Below are 20,141 nucleotides of genomic sequence, written 5' to 3'. Positions count from 1 at the left end.
GCCAATTTTCTTGAAAAATTTATTTTTTACTGAAATAATTATTTTGGGTATAAAAAAAATGGGAGGTTTTTATGAAATTTAGAAAAATTTTTGCTTTGGCACTTTTGCTTTTCTTTATGCCAGCTTTTGTATTTGCAGAAGATTTTAAAGAAATTAGACTTGATGTAAGTATAGATAAAAATGGGTTAGGTCAAGTTAAGGAAGTTTGGAAAATTGATGAAGACAATGAAGATTACACAGAGAGATATAAAGCCATAAACAATTTGCAGGGAATTAAAATTGAAGATTTTTCTGTTAATGCTCTTGGAAGAGATTTTACTGAGCTCATGCCCTGGAATATTGATGCAAGTTTTGAGGACAAGGCATACCACTATGGAAGGATCGATGGAGATGATGAGGTTGAACTAACTTGGGGCATCAGTGAATTTAGTGACAACACTTATAACTTGTCCTACAAGATAAATCCTCTTGTAGTGGGACTTAATGACAGCGACATGTTGTTTTTTAAATTCGTGGGAGAAAATTTTGACCCAAAACCTAAAAGCGTGAAAATAAAAATTAAAGGCTTTGAACCCTTTAAGGATGTAAAAATGTGGGGCTTTGGCATGGAAGGTGAAATTCATAATGTTGATGGAGAAATTCTTATGACTTCATCAGGCTATGTTGACTATGCAACAGTTATGCTAAAATTCCCAAAGGGATACTTTAACACTGCCTATAAAATTGACAAGGACTTTCAGGACTATGCCAACCAGGCAGCAAAAGGAACTGAATGGGAAAATAGAGAAGGGGAAGCTTACCAAAAGCCAATGTCAAATGTGGCAAAGACAAGTCTTGTTATAGTTGGCTTAGCTGTACTTGGCGTGATTTATTTTGTAGGGCGTTTGATTGCTCTTGGCTTTAGCAAGAAGAGAATTGAAAATAAAAAAGAACTTGCAAGTATAAAAGACTTAAAGGGAGAATATTATAAGGACTTGCCCTACCATGGTCCCCTTGAAGATTTAGCATTTTTCATCAGTCAATCCTCTTTAGAGATAAGTGACTTAGTGGGAAATTATATAAACGCCTTTATCTTAAAGTGGAGTCTAAATGGAGCCATTGAATTTATTGAAGATGATGAAATTTTTTCTAAAAATAAAATAAAAATTATTTCTAGACCAAAGGACATGGGTCCCCTTGAAGAAGAACTTTTTGACATGATTGCTGCAGCCAATGAAGAAAATGGCAAGGACTATATGACAGCCAAGGACTTCAAAAAATATGTAAAGGCAAACAAGGACGACATGGAAAATTATTACGATGAATTTGAAGATAAGTCCATTGAAGCCCTAAAGGCTGGAGGATATTTAGAAAACTACACTTATGAAAAGAAGTTTTTATTCTCCAAGAAAAGAGGAACAGAGCTTAGGGTAACTGAAAAGGGAAAAGAACTTTGGGAAAATCTCATAAAATTCAAAAATTATTTGAAGGATTATAAAGACCAAGTTACAGATGAAGTTGAATTTGAAAAGTGGCAGGACTTTTTAATATACTCATCAATATTTTTCCTAGATGAAGAATTTGCAAGAGGAGCGTCAGCCTACCCAGCTTATATTAATAATTATGCCCTCTACAACACTCACATAATGACTTCAAGGAAGTTTTCAAAGGACATCAATACTTCTTACCAAGCTGCAACTGGCTTTAATAGTGCAGGTTTTGGTGGCGCAACTTCTGTTGGAGGTGGAGGAGGATCCTTCGGCGGAGGCGGCGGTGGCGGTCGCTAAAGGAAAATTAAACTCTTTGCTGTTAAAATTTGCAGCGAAGAGTTTTTTATTGTTTAAAAAAATTTTTATGGAAAAATATTTTTAACTGATAAAAATTGTTAGGCTTAAATTTTTTAGCATAATTTTTTATGGATAATATTTTACTTAAATAAAGTCTTCTTAATCTTTTAAAAACTTGTTAAATGGTGTAAAATAACTATAAGGAGTTTTGTCGTGGAATATTGGGATGTATATGATAAAAAGGGAAAATGGAAGAGGCGCGCCATAAGAAAGGGCGAAAGGCTAAAAAATGATGAATACCATATTATTGTAGAAGGATGGATTTTGCGAGATGACGGAAATTTTATAATCCAAAGAAGGGCTCTCGATAAAAAATCCTTTGCTGGCATGTGGTACTGTTCTGCTGGTGGTTCTGTTATTTCAAGAGAGACGCCAAAGGAAGGCATGGTGCGTGAGTTCAAGGAAGAACTTGGCATTGACATCAGTGAAGAAGAGCTTCGTTTAAAGAGGATCATCACAGAAAAAAATACAATTTTTTATATTTTTCTAGTTCGCAAAAATATTTCCCTTGATGAGATTAAACTGCAAGAGGAAGAAGTCATGGACGTTGACCTTGCAGATCCAAATAAGATAAGAAAAATGGTGGAAGACAAAACTTTTATAGGACTTGATTACTACGAAAAATTTTTCAAAGGTATATAATCGTCTCACAGGAGGCGTTTTTTTATAGGAGGATTTATGAAATTATACAATACTCTAAGTAGAACAAAGGAAGATTTTGTGCCAATTAAAGAGGGAGAAGTTGGAATTTACAACTGTGGTCCAACTGTTTATAACTTTATTCATGTTGGAAATGCAAGACCCCTTGTTGTCTTCGATACCCTAAGAAGATATTTTACTTACAAGGGAATGAAGGTGAAATTTGTTGTAAACTTCACTGACATTGACGACAAGATGATAAATAAGGCTAATGATGAAGGCGTAAAAGTATCTGATATTGCTGAAAGATACATCAAGGAGTTTAAACAAGATGCCAATGGCCTTCACCTTTACGATTATGAAACCCTAAACCCTAGAGCAACAGAGCACATTGATGAAATTATTTCTTTTATTCAAACTTTGATAGACAAGGGCGCTGCCTATGTTTCCAATGGCGATGTTTACTTTGACATTAATTATGCCAAGGACTACGGCAAGCTTTCCAAGAAAAATATTGAAGATTTAATTTCTGGCCACAGAGTTGACATAAACGACAACAAAAAGAATCCAAGCGACTTTGCCCTTTGGAAAAATAAAAAGGAAGGGGAACCTTTCTGGCAAGCGCCTTGGGGAGAAGGTAGACCTGGTTGGCACATTGAATGTTCTGTTATGGCAAAGACATTAATTGGCGACAACATAGATATTCACACTGGCGGCGAAGACTTACAATTCCCTCACCACGAAAATGAAATTGCCCAATCAGAAGCTTGCAATGGAGTTCCCTTTGCAAATTATTGGCTCCACAATGGCATGATAACCGTTGACAACGAAAAAATGTCTAAGTCCAAGGGCAACTTCTTTACTGTAAGAGAAATTGCAGATGAATTTGACCTTGAAGTCTTGAGATTTTTCCTTTTGACTACTCAGTACCGTTCACCAATTAATTTCTCAAGAGAAGTAATGGAACAAACTAAAAATTCCAGTAAGAGACTTTACAATGCAAAATATAAACTTGAAGATGCAATAGAAAAGTCTAGTGCAGATAAAATCACTGATGAAGAAGAAAAATTATATAAGTCTTTTGACAGGCACATTGAAAAGTTTGAAAATGCCATGGATGACGACTTAAATACAGCTGATGCCATTACTGCAATCTTTGACTTAGTTAAGGACATAAACTTAAACCTTGATGAAAGTAATTCTAAGGAAATGTTAGAAAAGACTTTTGAACTTTTAAAGAAACTTACAAGGGTTCTTGGCATCATGGAAGGTGAAAGAGAAGAAATTTCTGAAGACATAGAAGGTCTTATTGCTGAGAGAAATGCTGCTAGAAAGAACAAGGACTTTGCCAAGGCTGACGAAATTAGAGACAAGCTTAAGGAAATGGGCATTGAAATAGAAGATACGAGAAGTGGAACAACTTGGAAGAGAATTTAAATTTTTTAGAAGTTAAAAACTACACAGAGGCAGAGGTTAGGGAGCTAAGCCCCCTTGCCCTTGCCTACATAGGTGATGCCTGCTTTGAAATTTTAGTGCGAAGTGAAATTTTAGATGTAAGGAAAAATCCCAACAAGCTTCACAGAGAAAGCATAAGATTTGTCCGTGCAAAATCCCAGAGAGAACTTTTTGAAAAAATAGAAGAAAATCTTACAGAGGAAGAGATTAAAATTTTTAAGAGGGGGAGAAATGCCAAGTCCCACACAGTTCCCAAAAACGCAGATCCCATTGACTATAGGATTGCAACGGGAGTGGAGGCCCTCTTTGGCTACCTCTATCTTTTGAAAAGGTATAATAGAATTAGAGAAATATTTAAGGAGATGATCAGATGAAGGTAAAAATTATTTCACACACAATGGATCCAGATAAGACCATTGCTGCAGCTGCAAAACTTTGCTATTCAAGAGTTGGTGTTGAAGAAATCACAGAGAATTTGACAGAAGAATCTACAGAAAAGTTTTTAAATAGACTTATGTCCTTTTCCCACCTTTCACCTCTTGAGCATGTGAGCTTTACCTTTGCCATTGAAGGTGTTTCTAGGACACTTACTCATCAACTTGTGAGACACAGAATTGCCTCTTACTCACAACAATCACAAAGATATGTAAAACTTGACAGCTTTGAATACATTATTCCACCTCAAATCGAAAGAAATGAGGAAGCCAAGAAAGTTTTCCTTGAAGCTATGAGAAGAGACCAAGAAGATTACGACAAATTAGTAGAAATTCTTGTAAGGGAAAATGCAAGACCTCTAATAGAAAGTGGAATGGAAGAAGAAAAGGCAAAAAAGGCAGTGGAAAAAATGTCCATAGAAGATGCAAGATATGTCTTTCCTAATGCCTGCGAGACAAAAATTGTTGTCACAATGAATGTCAGAACTCTTCAGCATTTCTTCACAGTTAGATGTTGCGAAAGGGCTCAATGGGAAATAAGAGAGCTGGCAACAGAGATGCTAAGAGAGGTTAAGGAAGTCGCTCCCCTTTTATTTAGAGATGAAGGTCCAGCTTGCGTGACAGGTCCATGCCCAGAAGGCAAGATGACTTGTGGCAAGGTAGCAGAAATTAGAGAGAAGTTTAAAAATCTAAAATGAAATATATATATGGAAGGGGCCCAGTTATTGAGGCCCTAAAAAATGAAGAAGTAGAAAAAATTTATGTGGGGAAAAATGCCACAGGTTCCATAAAAAAAATTATTGGTATGGCGAGAGACGCAAAAATTCCCGCAGTTACTAGCGACAATGAAAAGTTGGAAGAACTTGCTGGCACAAAAAACCACCAGGCAGTTGTGGCTCTTGTAAGTGACTTTGTCTACCTTGAACTTGAAGACCTTATAAATAAACTAAGGGACAAGGAAGATGCGAAAATTTTTATCTTAGATAGAATTGAAGACCCCCACAATTTTGGTGCCATAGCAAGAAGTTCAAACTTTTTTGGCGTAGATGGAATTATTTTTCCAAATAGGAGGGCGGCTACTGTTAACGACACAGTTGTAAAGTCCTCTGCTGGTGCAATTTACGACATTGATGTGTCAAAGGTTACAAATATTTCTCAGGCAATAGAAAAATTAAAGGAAGCTGGATTTTGGATTTATGCCACAGACCTTGAAGGAGAAGACATAAGAAAGTGTGACTTCTCTGGCAAAGTTGCAGTAATTATTGGCAACGAAGGCAAGGGAGTTTCAAAAAATGTTTTGAAAAACTCTGACAAGATCATAACTATTCCAAATTTTTCTGACTTTGATTCCCTCAATGCCTCAGTTGCAGCTGCAATAGTAATGTACGAAATTTTTAGATAGTTTTTTAAAATGAAGAGACAAAGAAGTAGGTATAGAAGAGATGTGTCCTATCTCTTTGTAGATGGATACAATATTATAAATTCCTGGCAAAATTTAATAAAATTAAAAAATATTTCTCTTGAAGATGCAAGAAATGAACTCATAGATACTATGATTGAATTTTCTCACAGCACCAAAGAGCACATAATACTTGTCTTCGATGCCTACTTGGTGAAAAAATCTGGCGGAAAGAATTACATGAGGGATGGAATCGACATAATCTTTACTAAGGAGTTTGAGACGGCAGATCACTACATTGAGAGGCAACTTGACGAAATAGGAAAGCTTACAAATGTGCGGGTGGCAACAAGTGACAACATTGAGCAGCAAATTATTTTGTCTCGGGGAGGCACGAGAATTTCTGCAAGAGAACTTGAAGCTGAAGTAGAAAATTCAAAAAATAAAGTTTCTCATGTTGCAAAAAAGTTAAAGGAAGAGAAGGTTACTGCTCTCGACGAAGAAATTATTCATAAGCTAAAAATTTTTCGAAGAGATATTTCTAATAAAAACAAAAATAAAAAATAGTGAGGAGGCTTATAAATGAGATGTAAGAATTGCGGAAAAGAAAATGCAGAGGGTGCCCTATTTTGTATGGAATGTGGTCAGCCTTTGAGGGAGGACATGGATTTTTCCAAGACTCAAAAAATAAACAGAGATTATGACTATGAAGACGAAGAAAAAATCATAAAAAACAATTCCTTTAAAGATGATTCCATGGGAACAAAGCAAAAGGGTCTAGTCTTTGGATTTGTCATCCTTGGCTTAATAGCCTTTTCTCTCTTATTTAATTTTGGCTTTGGGAAATATAAATTTAACAAATTGGAAAGTTCTGCAAGGGCAAATTTAGAAGCCAAGAACTATAAGGAAGCTAGAGAAAAATTCAGCCAGCTTTACGAAAAATCTTCTGACAAAAAATACTTAGATGAAATAAATAAAATCGACAAGAACCTTGAAGCCAAAGATACTTTTAACAAGGCCAATCAAAAATTTGAAGGCAGAGACTATGAGGCCTCTCTTGCTTATTTAAAGGACTTAGAAAGTGACGACGATGAATTAAAAGAAAAGAAGAACTCCCTTATAGAGAAAAACTATTCTGCAATTAAGGCTGAAATTTCACAGCTAACGAGCAGCAATAATTATGAGGGTGCAATTAAGAGGCTCAACTCTTATTTGGCAGTGGACCCAGAAAATGCTGACTTCAAAAAAATGTTAGAAGACATAAATGCGCAAAAGTTAGACAGTGAAAAGAAGGCAGAAGAGGAAAGCGAAGCCTTAAAGGAAAAGGCAAGGGCTGACGAATTAGAAGAGCAAATTGCAAAATTAAAAAATGTAGAGGCATCAAACTTAATTGGCACTTATCAATTTGTAACTTCAGGCAGAGCCAATGTAAGAAGTGGACCAGGATTTTCTTATGGAGTTGAATTTAGCCTCTTCAAGGGTGACCCTGTCTATGTCTATGACACTAGAAGAGCTGATGGAAGAACTTGGTGTAATATAGGAAATGGTTGGATTAGTTATAGAACACTTAATGGTGAAAGTAAATAAATATTTTAAGACAGCTTTTAGGCTGTCTTTTTTTGTTTAGAACTTATTATATTTAAAATTACTTTAACGAAATAAAAATTTTCTAAAAATCGAAGAGTTAAAAATATTATATCTATGAAAAAATTTTATAATTTTTTTTAATAAAATTAATTTAAAAATATTATCAAATTTATGTTATTTTTCAATTAGCTGTGTTATAATTGTTTAAGAAATTGATAATCAAATTCAAATATAAAAAATTATTTCTTATTAAATAAGTAGGTGTAAAGATGCTTAGTTTGATAATGGCGCCATTAAATATAAATTTTAAAATTTTAAAAGTTAAAAGTTTAAAAAATAGTAGCGTCACTGAATCTCACCTTGCAAATCTTGGCTTTGTAAAGGGTGCAGTAATAAAAGTTGTAAGTGAAAATGATGGTAATCTAATTGTTTCTATTAAGGATGCAAGAGTTGCAATAGGCAAAGATATTGCAAAGAAGATTTTAGTTGAGGAGATGTAAATTTGCAAACATTAAGAGGTGCAGTTGTTGGTAAATACTACATAGTAAAAAAGATAAATGGTTCAGGTCCATTAAAGAGAAGAATAATGGACATGGGCATCACAAAAAATGCTGAGATATATATAAGAAAGGTGGCACCTCTAGGGGACCCCGTACAAATTAATATTAGAAATTATGAACTTAGCATAAGAAAGGCTGATGCTGAACTTATTTCAATTGAAGAGATAGAAAAGAAGGAGGAATAAGATGGCTATTACTATTGCACTTGCCGGAAACCCCAACAGTGGTAAGTCCACTCTTTTCAACAATTTAACAGGCTCAAACCAATATGTTGGTAACTGGCCTGGTGTAACTGTTGAAAAAAAGACTGGCAAGTATAAAAAGGATAAGGAAGTTCACTTCACAGATTTGCCTGGCATTTATTCTCTTTCGCCTTACACTTTGGAAGAAGTTGTTTCAAGAGATTATTTGGTAAATGAGAGACCAGATGCAATTATTGATGTTGTGGACGCTACTAATATTGAGAGAAATTTATTTTTGGCGACTCAGCTTGTGGAACTTGGCATTCCTGTTGTCATTGCTCTTAATATGATGGATGTTGTAAGAAAAAATAATGACTTCATAGATATTAAGATGCTAGAGGAAAAGCTTGGCTGCAAGGTTGTTGAGATTTCTGCTTTAAAAAATGAAAACATTGATAAGTTAATTGAGACGGCAAAGGAAGCTGCTCACACAAAAAATACTCATTATCACGAATTTGACCCTGATATTGAAAACTACATCAAGGAAATTGAAAACTTCAGCGTCATAAAAGACAATCCAGCTAAGAGATGGCTTGCTGTTAAATTTTTTGAAGAAGACGAAAAAATTATCGAAGAATATCCTCTCTATGGCAAGGAAACTAGAAGACTTAATGAAATTATTGAGGAAGCTGAAGAAAAATATGACGACGATGGCGAAGGCATAATCACAGATGGAAGATACAATTTTGTGTCTGAAGTAACTAAGGATGCTGTCAAAAAAGGCAGAAAGGGAATGACTACTTCTGACAAAATTGACAGGGTAGTTACTAATAGATTTTTGGCTCTTCCTATATTTATTGGCGTCATCACTTTAGTTTACATTTTGGCAATAAATTATGTTGGCGGACCTGTAACGGACTGGGTAAATGAAAAATTCTTTACAGAAATTATTGGCGAAAACTTTAGAGGTTTCTTGGAAAATGCTGGCACATCAGAATTTTTGACATCTCTTTTAGTTGATGGAATTATCGGCGGCGTTGGTGCTGTTCTTGGTTTCTTGCCAGTTATTGCTACTTTGTTTTTATTCATAGCAATCCTAGAAGACATTGGATATATGTCAAGAATTGCCTTTATCTTAGATAGAATTTTTAGAAAATTTGGCCTATCTGGCAAGTCTTTCATTCCGATTTTAATGGGAACTGGCTGTTCAGTGCCTGCCATTATGGGAACGAGGACTATTGAGTCAGACAATGACAGAAGGATGACTATTATGACTGCATCCTTTATGCCTTGCGGTGCCAAGCTAGATGTTATTGCAATGTTTGCTGCCTTCTTGGGTGGCAGCTGGTGGTATGCACCTATTTGGTACTTTGGTGGAATCCTTGCCGTTATAGTATCAGGAATAATTTTAAAGAAGACAAAATATTTTTCAGGAGATCCTGCTCCTTTTGTAATGGAACTTCCTGAGTACCACATGCCAAGTGCCCACAATGTTTTAAAGGCAACTTGGTTTAGATGCAAGGCCTTTGTTGTAAAGGCTGGAACAATAATTCTTCTTGCAACAGTTGTAGTTTGGTTCTTGAAGAGTATTTCTGTTACAGGACACTTTATGGACTTCAATGCAGATCCTGAAGATTCAATTCTTGCAGTAATAGGAAAGGCCATTGCACCAATATTTGCTCCTCTTGGCTTTGGCGATTGGATAGCAAGTGTTGCTACAATTCTTGGACTTGTTGCCAAGGAAATTGTAGTAGGAACTTATGGAGTTCTTGCAGGCATTGGAGAAGTTGGAGCAGAAGATGCGCCAATGGTTGCACTTGTAGCTGAAAGATTTACAACAGCATCAGCCTTTGCCTTTGTTTTCTTCAACCAACTTACAGTTCCTTGCTTTGCAGCAACGGGAGCTATAAAGGAAGAAATGGGTTCAAAGAAATGGTTTGGTCTAGCAATAGGCTATCAAATCTTGTTCTCCTACACAGTTGCCTTTATGATTTATCAATTTGGCAGATTATTTGAAGGTGGATCCTTTAACCTAATGACAGCCTTGGCTATAGTTGTTCTATTTATCTACGGCTATCTCCTATTTAGAAAGGATAGGTCAAAGCTAAATGAAAGGGATTTTGAAAAGAATAAGGATGAGGTGGTAAAGTATGAGTCCAATTAATATTTTAGTCGCCCTTGTTATAATTGCTGCAATTGCCCTTGCAGTTAAAAAAGTAATGCACAAAAAGAGCGGATGCGGTTGTGGCTGCCAGTCATGTCACAGCACCTGCTCAGTAAATGAAAAAAAAGACTCTATGTCAAATATTGGGGAGACTCGTTAACTCGAGTCTCTCTTTTCATTTAAAAATCAATACATAGACACTAATAAACTATCAAATCTAAAATAACAAAAAAACCATTAAAAATAAGCATAGCAACAAAACCCCTAGGGGTTTTGTGAATTTTCCCGTTTTCCTATCACTACTTACCTGCAAACATAATTCTTTTTCTAAATAAATAAAAATTTTTCATACCAAAACAATTTTTCTTTAAAGTTTTATCTTAGTATGTGTGCCTTCAAGAGGACCATTAGACCAAGGACAGTTAAAAGAATTGCATATTTCATCAAACCACTTATTAAAAGCAGTGACACAAGATCTAAATTTTTTTAAATTTTATTAAATATATTCTAAGAAAATCTTATAAAAATTTAATAAAATTACGCACTATAATTAAAAATGATGATTAAATGATATTAATTACCAATTTACATATAATTAATGTAATTTTCAAAAAAATATAAACACGTTTTTATATTACAATGTCATCAATAAAGATGAGTAGAAAGGATAATTAAAATGAGTAGAAAAAAGATTTTAGGATATATTTCTGCTATTATAGGTCTCTTGTTAGTGCTTGCACCAAAATATATAACACCAGTTTGTCCTCCTATGGAAAATGGGATGTTCATGAAATGCCATTGGATGGGAAATATGACTATGGGTATTGGAGCAGTCATTTTAGTATTAGCAATCATTCTTATTGTAGTTAAAGATTCAAAAATATCTTTAGGATTATCTATTTCAAATATAGCAATTGGTATTTTAGAGATACTAAACACTCATGTGCTTATTGGTGGATGCATGAAAGCTGATATGGCTTGCAGAGCAAAAACCATTCCATTTTGCACATTGTTGTCAGGCATATTGGTTTTAGTTAATATTTATTATTTTATGAAAGAAAGACATTCATAATGGAATCAATAATTAAAACTGAAAATTTAAGCAAGAGTTTTAAGAGAGGTTCTAATACACTTTTTGCAGTTAAAAATGTAAACTTTACCTTGGAGGAGGGAGATTTTGTCAATATAATTGGCAGAAGTGGTTCAGGTAAGTCAACTTTTTTAAATCTTTTGTCTGGTTTATTAAAACCGACTGAAGGTAAAATTTTTGCTAAGGGCAAAGATATGAGTGATTTTTCTGATAGAGAAATTAGCAAATATAGGAATGAAATCATAGGTTTTGTGCCACAAAGTCTAGGAACACTTCCAAATTTAAATGTTTTAGAGAATGTGTCTCTTCCTTATTATCTATTTAAAAGAGATGACTCTGCTTATGAAAAAGCAGCTATGCTTCTTGATGAGATGGGAATTTTGCATTTGAAAGATGATTTTCCTAAAAATTTATCTGGAGGAGAGCTAAAAAGAGTGCTGATAGCCAGATCTATGATTAATTCGCCGGAACTTTTGATTTTAGATGAGCCTACAAGTGATTTGGATAAAAATACCACTATGGAGATAATGGATTTATTAAAAAAAATAAATTCTAAAGGTACTGCACTTATTATAGTTACTCATGAGCTTGATATTTTAAAATATGGCAATACACTTTGCCAAATGGAAGATGGAAGTTTGATAAAAAAAGAGGGATAGAGATGAATTTATTAAAGAAAAGGACTAGCATTTTCGCAATGATAGTAATCATGATTAGCCTCACTTTCATGCCTGCTTTTGCAGCAGAAACAAATTATGCTAACTGGGTTGAAGTCGCTGATGCTATGTCAGAACATTTACAAAAAGCTGTGGAAGTTTACAAGCCTGGAGATAAGGATGCTAAAAAAGCAGCCACAGATGCAGTTAATGTAGCTTACTTTAAATTCTATGAAAAAATTGGATTTGAAAAAACAACTATGTCTGCAATTTCAGGCCAAAGGGGTTCAATGGTTGAACATCAATTTTACAGAGCAAAAAATTCTATCAAAGAAGATGCAGACCCAAAAGAAGTTAAAGATGAAATTGATGCACTTATAACTTATCTTCATGAAGATGCTCATACTCTTGATGGAACCTCTGGAGATTCTAAGTCCAGTGGTCAAAGTCAAGAAGATGCAAACAGCCTTTCAACAGGTCAATTGTTGGGAGAGCTGCTAAAAAGATTTGGCACATTTTTTGCAGTTCTTGGACTTACACTTCGTGAAGGGCTTGAAGCCATTTTAGTTGTAGCTGCCATTGCTGCATATTTATCAAAGACTAATAATAGAATTTATTTAAAAGGTGTATATATTGGAGCCTTGCTAGGCATTGTTTTTTCAGTAGTCCTAGCTGGAGTATTTAATATCATCGCCAATACAGTGGGAGAAGTTGAGTCTGGAATGGGACAAGAAATATTCGAAGGAATTGCGATGTTTCTTGCTGTTATCGTACTATTTTATGTATCCAATTGGATGCTTTCTAAATCTGAAGTTGAAGTTTGGAATAGATACATTAAAAACAAAGTTGAACAATCTGTTTCCAAGGGTAATTATTTTGCCTTATCTTTCACTTCATTCTTAGCAGTAGCAAGAGAGGGTGCAGAACTTATTTTGTTTTTCCAAGGTATGAGAACAGGCATTTCTGATAATCCAATGCATATGTGGATTGGACTTTTAGTTGCCGCCATAATACTTGCAATTGTATATTATTTAATTGCTAAAGTTTCTGTAAGGCTACCATTAAAACCATTCTTTACATTTACTTCTTGGCTAATGTTTATACTTTGCTTGTCTTTCTTAGGAAAGGGCATAGGAGAATTACAAGAAGCAGATGTAATTGGCAGAACTATAGTTCCTTGGATGAATGGATGGTCTTGTGAAGTTATAGGTATATACGATAGGTATGAAAATCTTATTCCACAAATTATTCTATTAGTAGTAACCATTGTTTCTGTTATCTATCAAAATAATAGAAACAAAAAAATTAGAGCTGAGCTTGAAGCCGGCCAAGAAAAAAAATAGGAGGGTATTATGTTAAAAAAGAAAAGTTTATTTCTTGTTGTTATGACGCTTGTGTGTGCATTAATGTTTACAGCTTGTGGTAAAAAAGAAGATACAAAAGCTAATAATACAGCTAAAACTTCTACAGAAGAAAAAACACCAGCTGAAGGAAACAAGAAAGAAGCAGGAGATGCAAAAGTTGCAGCTCCAGGAGAAGATGCAGGATTTGAAGAATTTCCAATTGGCGATGACCAAACTAAAGGACCTTTAGTAATCTCTGGTGTATATTTCCAACCAGTTGATATGGAACCAGCAGGAAACTCAATTCCTAAAGAAGAAGCTGACTGCCATATTGAAGCTGACATTACAGCATCACAAGAAGGTTCAACATTAGGTTATGGTGTTGGTGATTTTGTTCCATGGTTAAAAGTAAAAGCTTATTTACAAAAGAAAGGTTCAGATCATGTTCAAGAAGTAGCTTTCATGCCAATGAACGCATCTGATGGTCCGCACTATGGTGCAAATGTTAAATTTGACGAAGGTGTTGGTGTTTATGATGTAAAATTCGAAGTAGCTGCACCAGGTAATGACTACTTACTACACGTAGATAAAGAAACTGGTGTAACAGGTAGATTCTGGACAGAACCACTTGTTGCAGAATGGACTGACTTCGAATGGAACGGACCACAATGGTAAAATTTTGAAAATTTTTAATATTTTGAAGGGGAATTCATGTTCCCCTTATATGCATTTATGGGGGGTGAAATTATTTTAAAAATTTTTATTAAAGTTATGGAGGCGGGAATAGCCTTTTCTCTAATGATTTCTTTAATACTTGCCTATTATACAACTAAAGAGAGCAAATATAAAAAGTATGTTATTATAATTTCTTTAGTTTTAGGGGTAATTGCAGCAATTGTTTCAATAATTATAAGAAATATACCTAATTTTATTAATAGAACAGAATTGAATTTCTGGTCTATGGTACCCATAGTTATCTCGGTATTTTTAATATTAATTTTTATGATATTTGAAGATAAGATAAATGCTAAAATTTATGATAATTTCATTTCAGCATCGGTTGTTGTTTATCTTGTAGGAATGTGTTTTTATTATTTACCATATGTATTTAACCAATCAAACAAATTTGTATATTATGGCGAAAGTGCTGTTTCAACTATTGTACTTTTTAGGATTTTAGGCTTTGTTTTTGGGATAATCATGATGATTTTATCAGGACTTGCCATATATAAGTCTTCAGTTAAACTTGAAGGTAAAAACTTAAAGATTATTGTTTTTTTGAGCTTGATATGCTCGGGTATAAGCCAATTTAATATCATAATTCAAAGGTTTTATTCTAAAGGGATTATTCCTAGAAATGTTAACTTTTTTAGAGTTATTGCATTTATAGCTAATCACGAAAATGTGTTTTTATTTGCAACAATGTTAATTATGATAGCTATTCCAGTAATTTTATATAAGCAAAATATTAAAGTTAATGAAGATTATAGCAATAGGGCTCAGTTAAGAAAAATAAAGTATAGAATGAAGAATAAAAGACATTGGGCAATTTTTTTCCTTGTCGTTCTATTTATTAATACTTTTTCATTAACGGTTGGAAAGGCATATGCTAATAAGGAACAGGCCCTTTCACCACCTGAAGATTATCAAACTGAAAATGGAATGATTGTTATTCCTTTAAGTAGCTTAGAGGATATGCATTTGCACAGATATTTGTATAAGGCAAAGGATGGTGCACAAATGAGATTTTTCTGCATTAAAAAATCAGAAGGTTCCTATGGAGTTGTACTTGATGCCTGCGAGATATGTGGTCCATCTGGATATTTTGAAAGAGGCGATGATGTTATTTGTAAGTTGTGCGACGTTGTAATGAATAGGGGTACAATAGGTTTTAAGGGTGGATGTAACCCGATACCTTTCCCATACATTGTCCATGATAAAAAGATAAAGATTGCGCCAAAAGATCTTGACGCATTGTCTTATGTATTTAAGTAGGAGGGCTTATGTTTTGGAGAATAGTTAAAGGAGCGCTTTTTAGACAAAAGGGAAAGATGGCTCTTATTGCATTTACAGTTGCCCTTGGAGCTTCTCTTGCCACTTCAATGTTAAATACCATGCTCGGCGTTGGAGATAAAGTTAATCAAGAATTAAAGACCTATGGAGCAAATATTAATGTATTGCCTAAGGAAGCTTCCCTTCTTGATGATTTGTATGGCATGCAAGAAAAAGAGGGGCAGGTTCAAAAATATTTAAAGGAATCAGAACTTCCTAACATTAAGACTATTTTTTGGGCTTACAATATTGTAGACTATACGCCATATCTTAACACTTGGGTTTCTTGTAATAATGATTCTAAACATACTAAGATGGTAGGAACATGGTTTAATAATCATATGGATTTGCCTACTGGAGAATCAGTTGATACTGGTATGATTAGACTTAAAAACTGGTGGGAAGTTCAAGGCGAGTGGTTATCAGAAAATGATAGCGATTCAGTTATGCTTGGAAAGATTTTTGCAGACAGAAATGGATTTAAAGTTGGTGATGAAATCCAACTAAAAAGCAATAATTTAGAAAAAAAATTAAAAGTTAAGGGTATTTTCTCATCAGGTTCTGATGAAGATGCATTTATATATTCTACTTTAAAAACAGCACAAGAATTTGCTGGAGTTACTGGAGTTGTAAATAAAGTTGAAGTATCAGCTCTTACTACACCAGACAATGACTTAGCAAGAAAGGCTGCCAAAAACCCACTATCTTTAACTATTAAGGAATGGGAAGTATGGTATTGTACAGCTTATGTTTCTGCTATTTGTTATCAAATAACAGAAGTAATGACTGATTCTGTAGCTAAGCCAATTCGCCAAGTTGCAGAAAGTGAAGGAGATATTTTAAATAAGACTACTCTTCTTATGGTTTTAATTACAGTATTAACTTTGATTGGTTCAGGCTTTGGTATTTCTAATCTTATTACAGCATCTGTAATGGAAAGATCTAATGAAATTGGACTTCAAAAAGCTATAGGGGCGTCAAATGGAAGGATAATTTCCATAATTCTTGTGGAAATAATTTTGACAGCGATATTTGGAACAGTTATAGGTTACGGTGTTGGTCTGCTACTTACTCAGATTATTGGTCTAACAGTTTTTGGCTCAGCAATAGCTCCAACAGCTATGGTAGTTCCTATTGTAGCAATACTTATTATTCTTGTTACAATATTGGGTTCAATACCAGCTATAAGATACCTTTTGAATTTAAATCCAACGGAGGTACTACATGGCAGATAAACAAAGTAAAAATAAATTTTACTTAAAAATGATAATGACTTCCTTGGCAAGAAGACGTGCAAGAATGTTAACAGCACTACTTGCTATAGCTATGGGAGCAACAATTATTTCAGGACTTGTTACTATTTACTATGATATTCCTAGACAAATGGGTAAGGAGTTTAGGTCTTATGGTGCAAATATGTTGGTAATTCCCACTAACCCTGATAAAAGAATTACCAATGAACAGTTAGATGAAATTAAATCGTTAATTCCATCAGGAAAGCTTGTCGGTCAGGCACCCTATATTTATACAAATGCAAAAATTAATGAACAACCTTATATGCTTGCAGGTACAGATTTAAAGGGAGCGAAAGAAAATTCTCCATACTGGCTTATTGACGGTTCATGGCCTGAAAAATCGAGAGAAGTTTTAATAGGTAATGAAGTTTCAAAGGCTTTGGAATTAAAAGAGGGAGATAAAATTATTATAAATACTCCCAAAGTTAATGGAGAAGGTTCTATAGATACTAATTTTGTTGTTTCAGGAGTTGTAACAACAGGTGGTAAAGAAGAAGAACTTATTTTTATGAGTATTGATGATATTTCACAGCTTGTTAAAGACAAAAATTTTGATGTCGTAGAATATTCAATAGAAGCTGAACAAAATGATCTTTCAAAAATAGTATCAAATATTTCACAAAAGGATGGATCTCTAACTCCACAAATGGTAAAAAGAGTTACCGCCTCACAAGATATAGTTTTGAACAAATTACAAGCTCTTGTCTTCATTGTAACGATAATAGTATTATTCATAATGATGATATGTGTATCCACAACAATGATGGCAGTTGTAACTGAAAGGCGTAAAGAAATAGGTCTTAAGAAAGCTTTGGGCGCCACAAATTCGTCAGTAATCGTTGACTTTTTAGGTGAAGGAGCATTTTTGGGGGTTTTTGGTGGACTTTTAGGTGTTGCATTAGGATATATATTTGCCAATAGAGTAAGTATTTCGGTATTTGCTAGAAAGGTAAGTTTCTTGCCTCTTTTAGTACCTATGACAATTATTGTCTGTATAGTAATAACTATAGTTGCATCTTTAATACCAGTATCTAAAACTGTTGATATTGATCCAGCTTTAGTGCTTCGTGGAGAATAGAAAGGAATTTTATGGATATATTAAAACTCGTAGATGTTTCAAAAATTTATGGTGAACTTAAAGCCCTTGACAAAATCAATTTAAGTGTAGAAAAGGGCGAATGGATTTCTATAATGGGTCCATCAGGTTCTGGTAAAACAACAATGATGAATATTATTGGTGCCATGGATAAACCTTCACTTGGCGAAGTTATTTTGGATGGTGAAGATATAGCAAAAAAATCACCTAAGGAACTAACAGTTATTAGAAGGGATAAGATAGGACTTATTTTTCAACAATTTCATTTAGTTAATTATTTAAGTGCTTTGGAAAATGTAATGATGTCACAATATTATCATTCTATGCCAGATGCACAAGAAGCAATGGAAGCTTTGGCTGCAGTAGGTCTTGCTGATAGAGCCAAGCACTTACCCAACCAATTATCAGGTGGGGAACAACAAAGAGTATGCATTGCTAGAGCTCTTATTAATCATCCTACAATACTTTTAGCCGATGAACCTACAGGAAATTTGGATGAAAAGAATGAATATATAGTTCTTGACATATTTGAAAAACTTCACAATGCAGGATCAACAATTATTGTTGTAACTCACGACCCTGAAGTCGGTGAAGAATCTGAAAGAATGATAACTCTTGAACATGGTAAAATTTCAAAAGAAGAAAAAATGAAAAGAAAAAGACCTGTTCTTGATTCTACAATAAAAGGCGAAAAACTTAAGGAGTTTATATGAGAAAAATTTTAAATGTATTAATAATTTTATCTTTGGGGCTTGTCCTAGTTGCTTGTGGAGGAGATAAAAAAGAAGAAGCTCCAAGCGTAAGCTATAAGGACGGCACATATCATGGAGAATCTGCCAAAGATGAAAGAGGCGGACTTGTAAAGGTGGATATAAGTGTTAAAGACAATAAGATTGAATCTTGCACAATGCAAAACATTGATGGAGATGGAAAAGAAAAGGATGAATCTTATGGTCAAAGCCAAAATGAAGGACTATATAAGATAGCCCAACAAGCTATAAATCTTGCAAAGTCATACCCAGATATATTAGTGGAAAAAGGAAGTCCTGAAGGAGTGGAGGTTATTTCGGGAGCAACAGAAACCTACAAGCAATTTATAGAAGCTTGCAACAATGCTCTTGCTGATGCAAAATAATGAAAGATTTATACACAGTTAATTTAGCAAAAAAGAATATAGAAAATAAAAAGGCAAGGTCAATTACCTTGATTTTACTTGTAGGAATTTTAACTTTTATTTTATTCATGTCTTCATTTATAATTTTTTCTCTTAAAAACGGCATGAAATCTCTATCAGATAGGATGGGAGCAGACATTATAGTAGTCCCAGAAGGTTATGATTCCAAAATTACAGGTGCAATATTAAGGGGAGAACCTAATACATTCTTTTTTGACAAGGATATATTAAATAGAGTAAAAAAAATACCAGGAGTTGAAAAAGCCTGTGGTCAAGTTTATCTAGCTACACTTTCTGCTGGATGCTGTTCTTTTCCCATTCAAGTTATAGGAATTGACTTTTCTGATGACTTTAGCGTTAAACCTTGGCTTGAAAAACAGATTAAAACTCCAATTAAAGCTGGGCAAGTTGTTGTAGGTGCTAACATTGTTGGGACTATTAATCATAAGGTTAAATTTTTTAATCAAGAATTTGAGATAAGAGGTAGGCTTGCAAAAACTGGCATGGGTTTTGATAATTCAGTTTTTATGACAATAGAAGAAACTCATAGATTAGCCAAGGAATATGAAAAGATAATTAATCATCCGGTGGCAAAAAAAGATGATATATCTTCTATTTTAGTAAAAGTTGAAAAAAACAAAGATCCAAAAACAATTCAAAAACTTATTAAAGAAGAATTTAAAAAAGAAAAAGTGTATCCTTTATTGCCAAGAAAAATAATGACAGAAGTTTCAGATTCAGCAAAAAACATGCTTGTATATGTGTATATATTGATAGCTTTGATTTGGATACTAGCTTTCTTTATTTTAAGTCTTGTAAATACCTTATCAGTTAAGGAAAGGAAAAGAGAATTTGCAACCATAAGGATATTAGGAGCAACAAAGAAAAAACTCAGTGAAGTAGTTCTTATTGAATCTATGCTAATTAATGGTACAGGTGCAGTCATAGGTTCTGTGCTTTCCTTTGTTTTAAGTATAACTTTCAATAATATATTTTCATCACTTTTGAATATGCCTTTTTTAAGACCGAATATATTCCTTATGATTTTAATGTTAATAATAGTAATAATTTTGGGAACCTTGTTAGGACCAATATCTTCAATTATTGCTATTAATAAAATAAATAAAGTAGAATTATTATTGATGCAAAGAGATAATGATTAAAATAGGCTCTTTGTCAAATTTTGGGG

Annotated in this window: 22 protein-coding genes and 1 pseudogene; 22 read left to right on the top strand and 1 reads right to left on the bottom strand. The window is 33.9% G+C overall.

Annotated elements, in window-relative coordinates; translation table 11 throughout:
• The first annotated feature begins 71 nt into the window (after positions 1-71).
• The 12 genes from HGPG_RS04630 (at position 72) to HGPG_RS10090 (ending at position 10,406) form a co-directional block, all read left to right on the top strand.
• The gene (locus HGPG_RS04630) at positions 72-1,766 is read left to right on the top strand and encodes a DUF2207 domain-containing protein (RefSeq protein WP_019124894.1); all 1,695 of its coding nucleotides are present in this window, start codon (positions 72-74) and stop codon (positions 1,764-1,766) included.
• A 213-nt stretch (positions 1,767-1,979) separates the two neighbouring features.
• On the top strand, positions 1,980-2,468 hold the full coding sequence (locus HGPG_RS04625) for an NUDIX hydrolase (RefSeq protein ID WP_019124893.1): 489 nt from the start codon (positions 1,980-1,982) through the stop codon (positions 2,466-2,468).
• A 36-nt stretch (positions 2,469-2,504) separates the two neighbouring features.
• The gene (cysS, locus tag HGPG_RS04620; protein ID WP_019124892.1) at positions 2,505-3,902 is read left to right on the top strand and encodes a cysteine--tRNA ligase; all 1,398 of its coding nucleotides are present in this window, start codon (positions 2,505-2,507) and stop codon (positions 3,900-3,902) included.
• Positions 3,887-4,294 carry a Mini-ribonuclease 3 gene (locus HGPG_RS04615; RefSeq protein ID WP_019124891.1) on the top strand — a complete coding sequence of 136 codons (408 nt, stop codon included), beginning with the start codon at positions 3,887-3,889 and terminating at the stop codon, positions 4,292-4,294. The genes cysS and HGPG_RS04615 overlap by 16 nt, the downstream gene beginning before the upstream one ends.
• Complete coding sequence (thyX, locus tag HGPG_RS04610; RefSeq protein ID WP_019124890.1) at positions 4,291-5,052, top strand: FAD-dependent thymidylate synthase; 762 nt, start codon at positions 4,291-4,293, stop codon at positions 5,050-5,052. The genes HGPG_RS04615 and thyX overlap by 4 nt, the downstream gene beginning before the upstream one ends.
• Complete coding sequence (gene rlmB, locus HGPG_RS04605; RefSeq protein WP_019124889.1) at positions 5,049-5,756, top strand: 23S rRNA (guanosine(2251)-2'-O)-methyltransferase RlmB; 708 nt, start codon at positions 5,049-5,051, stop codon at positions 5,754-5,756. The genes thyX and rlmB overlap by 4 nt, the downstream gene beginning before the upstream one ends.
• A 9-nt stretch (positions 5,757-5,765) precedes the next feature.
• Positions 5,766-6,320, top strand: a complete 555-nt coding sequence (locus HGPG_RS04600) for an NYN domain-containing protein (RefSeq protein WP_036731625.1) — start codon at positions 5,766-5,768, stop codon at positions 6,318-6,320.
• A gap of 15 nt (positions 6,321-6,335) precedes the next feature.
• Positions 6,336-7,340, top strand: a complete 1,005-nt coding sequence (locus HGPG_RS04595; RefSeq protein WP_019124887.1) for a zinc-ribbon domain-containing protein — start codon at positions 6,336-6,338, stop codon at positions 7,338-7,340.
• A gap of 269 nt (positions 7,341-7,609) precedes the next feature.
• The gene (locus HGPG_RS04590; protein ID WP_019124886.1) at positions 7,610-7,840 is read left to right on the top strand and encodes a FeoA family protein; all 231 of its coding nucleotides are present in this window, start codon (positions 7,610-7,612) and stop codon (positions 7,838-7,840) included.
• Positions 7,841-7,842: 2 nt separating this feature from the next.
• The gene (locus HGPG_RS04585; RefSeq protein WP_019124885.1) at positions 7,843-8,085 is read left to right on the top strand and encodes a FeoA family protein; all 243 of its coding nucleotides are present in this window, start codon (positions 7,843-7,845) and stop codon (positions 8,083-8,085) included.
• 1 nt (position 8,086) lies between these two features.
• Positions 8,087-10,246, top strand: coding sequence for a ferrous iron transport protein B (gene feoB, locus HGPG_RS04580; protein ID WP_019124884.1), 2,160 nt, complete (start codon positions 8,087-8,089; stop codon positions 10,244-10,246).
• The gene (locus HGPG_RS10090) at positions 10,233-10,406 is read left to right on the top strand and encodes a FeoB-associated Cys-rich membrane protein (protein WP_019124883.1); all 174 of its coding nucleotides are present in this window, start codon (positions 10,233-10,235) and stop codon (positions 10,404-10,406) included. Before feoB ends, HGPG_RS10090 begins: the two co-directional genes overlap by 14 nt.
• 207 nt (positions 10,407-10,613) lie before the next feature.
• On the opposite strand, the pseudogene HGPG_RS10690 reads toward HGPG_RS10090, so the two are convergent.
• A pseudogene (locus HGPG_RS10690) lies at positions 10,614-10,724 on the bottom strand (transposase); the annotation flags it as partial.
• A 198-nt stretch (positions 10,725-10,922) separates the two neighbouring features.
• On the opposite strand from HGPG_RS10690, the gene HGPG_RS04575 reads away from it, so the two are divergent.
• From HGPG_RS04575 to HGPG_RS04530, 10 genes are read left to right on the top strand one after another with little or no spacing between them, the layout of a single operon-like run.
• Complete coding sequence (locus HGPG_RS04575) at positions 10,923-11,318, top strand: DUF4418 family protein (RefSeq protein ID WP_019124882.1); 396 nt, start codon at positions 10,923-10,925, stop codon at positions 11,316-11,318.
• On the top strand, positions 11,318-11,995 hold the full coding sequence (locus tag HGPG_RS04570; protein WP_019124881.1) for an ABC transporter ATP-binding protein: 678 nt from the start codon (positions 11,318-11,320) through the stop codon (positions 11,993-11,995). Before HGPG_RS04575 ends, HGPG_RS04570 begins: the two co-directional genes overlap by 1 nt.
• A gap of 2 nt (positions 11,996-11,997) precedes the next feature.
• On the top strand, positions 11,998-13,335 hold the full coding sequence (locus tag HGPG_RS04565; protein WP_019124880.1) for an FTR1 family iron permease: 1,338 nt from the start codon (positions 11,998-12,000) through the stop codon (positions 13,333-13,335).
• A 9-nt stretch (positions 13,336-13,344) separates the two neighbouring features.
• Positions 13,345-14,010: an iron transporter gene (locus tag HGPG_RS04560; RefSeq protein WP_019124879.1), complete on the top strand. Its 666-nt coding sequence runs from the start codon at positions 13,345-13,347 to the stop codon at positions 14,008-14,010.
• A gap of 57 nt (positions 14,011-14,067) precedes the next feature.
• On the top strand, positions 14,068-15,330 hold the full coding sequence (locus HGPG_RS04555; protein WP_036731771.1) for a DUF2318 domain-containing protein: 1,263 nt from the start codon (positions 14,068-14,070) through the stop codon (positions 15,328-15,330).
• Positions 15,331-15,338: 8 nt separating this feature from the next.
• Positions 15,339-16,622: an ABC transporter permease gene (locus HGPG_RS04550; RefSeq protein WP_019124877.1), complete on the top strand. Its 1,284-nt coding sequence runs from the start codon at positions 15,339-15,341 to the stop codon at positions 16,620-16,622.
• Positions 16,612-17,760 carry an ABC transporter permease gene (locus HGPG_RS04545; protein ID WP_019124876.1) on the top strand — a complete coding sequence of 383 codons (1,149 nt, stop codon included), beginning with the start codon at positions 16,612-16,614 and terminating at the stop codon, positions 17,758-17,760. Before HGPG_RS04550 ends, HGPG_RS04545 begins: the two co-directional genes overlap by 11 nt.
• Before the next feature lie 11 nt (positions 17,761-17,771).
• Positions 17,772-18,491, top strand: coding sequence for an ABC transporter ATP-binding protein (locus HGPG_RS04540; RefSeq protein WP_019124875.1), 720 nt, complete (start codon positions 17,772-17,774; stop codon positions 18,489-18,491).
• Positions 18,488-18,913 carry an FMN-binding protein gene (locus HGPG_RS04535; RefSeq protein WP_019124874.1) on the top strand — a complete coding sequence of 142 codons (426 nt, stop codon included), beginning with the start codon at positions 18,488-18,490 and terminating at the stop codon, positions 18,911-18,913. Before HGPG_RS04540 ends, HGPG_RS04535 begins: the two co-directional genes overlap by 4 nt.
• On the top strand, positions 18,913-20,115 hold the full coding sequence (locus HGPG_RS04530; RefSeq protein ID WP_019124873.1) for an ABC transporter permease: 1,203 nt from the start codon (positions 18,913-18,915) through the stop codon (positions 20,113-20,115). The genes HGPG_RS04535 and HGPG_RS04530 overlap by 1 nt, the downstream gene beginning before the upstream one ends.
• Positions 20,116-20,141 lie beyond the last annotated feature (26 nt).

The sequence above is a fragment of the Peptoniphilus grossensis ph5 genome, from assembly GCF_000311825.1.
In the GTDB taxonomy this organism is placed as follows: domain Bacteria; phylum Bacillota; class Clostridia; order Tissierellales; family Peptoniphilaceae; genus Peptoniphilus_A; species Peptoniphilus_A hominis.
The sequence above is the reverse complement of the archived record's forward strand: the minus strand, read 5'-3'. Positions and strand labels throughout refer to the sequence as shown.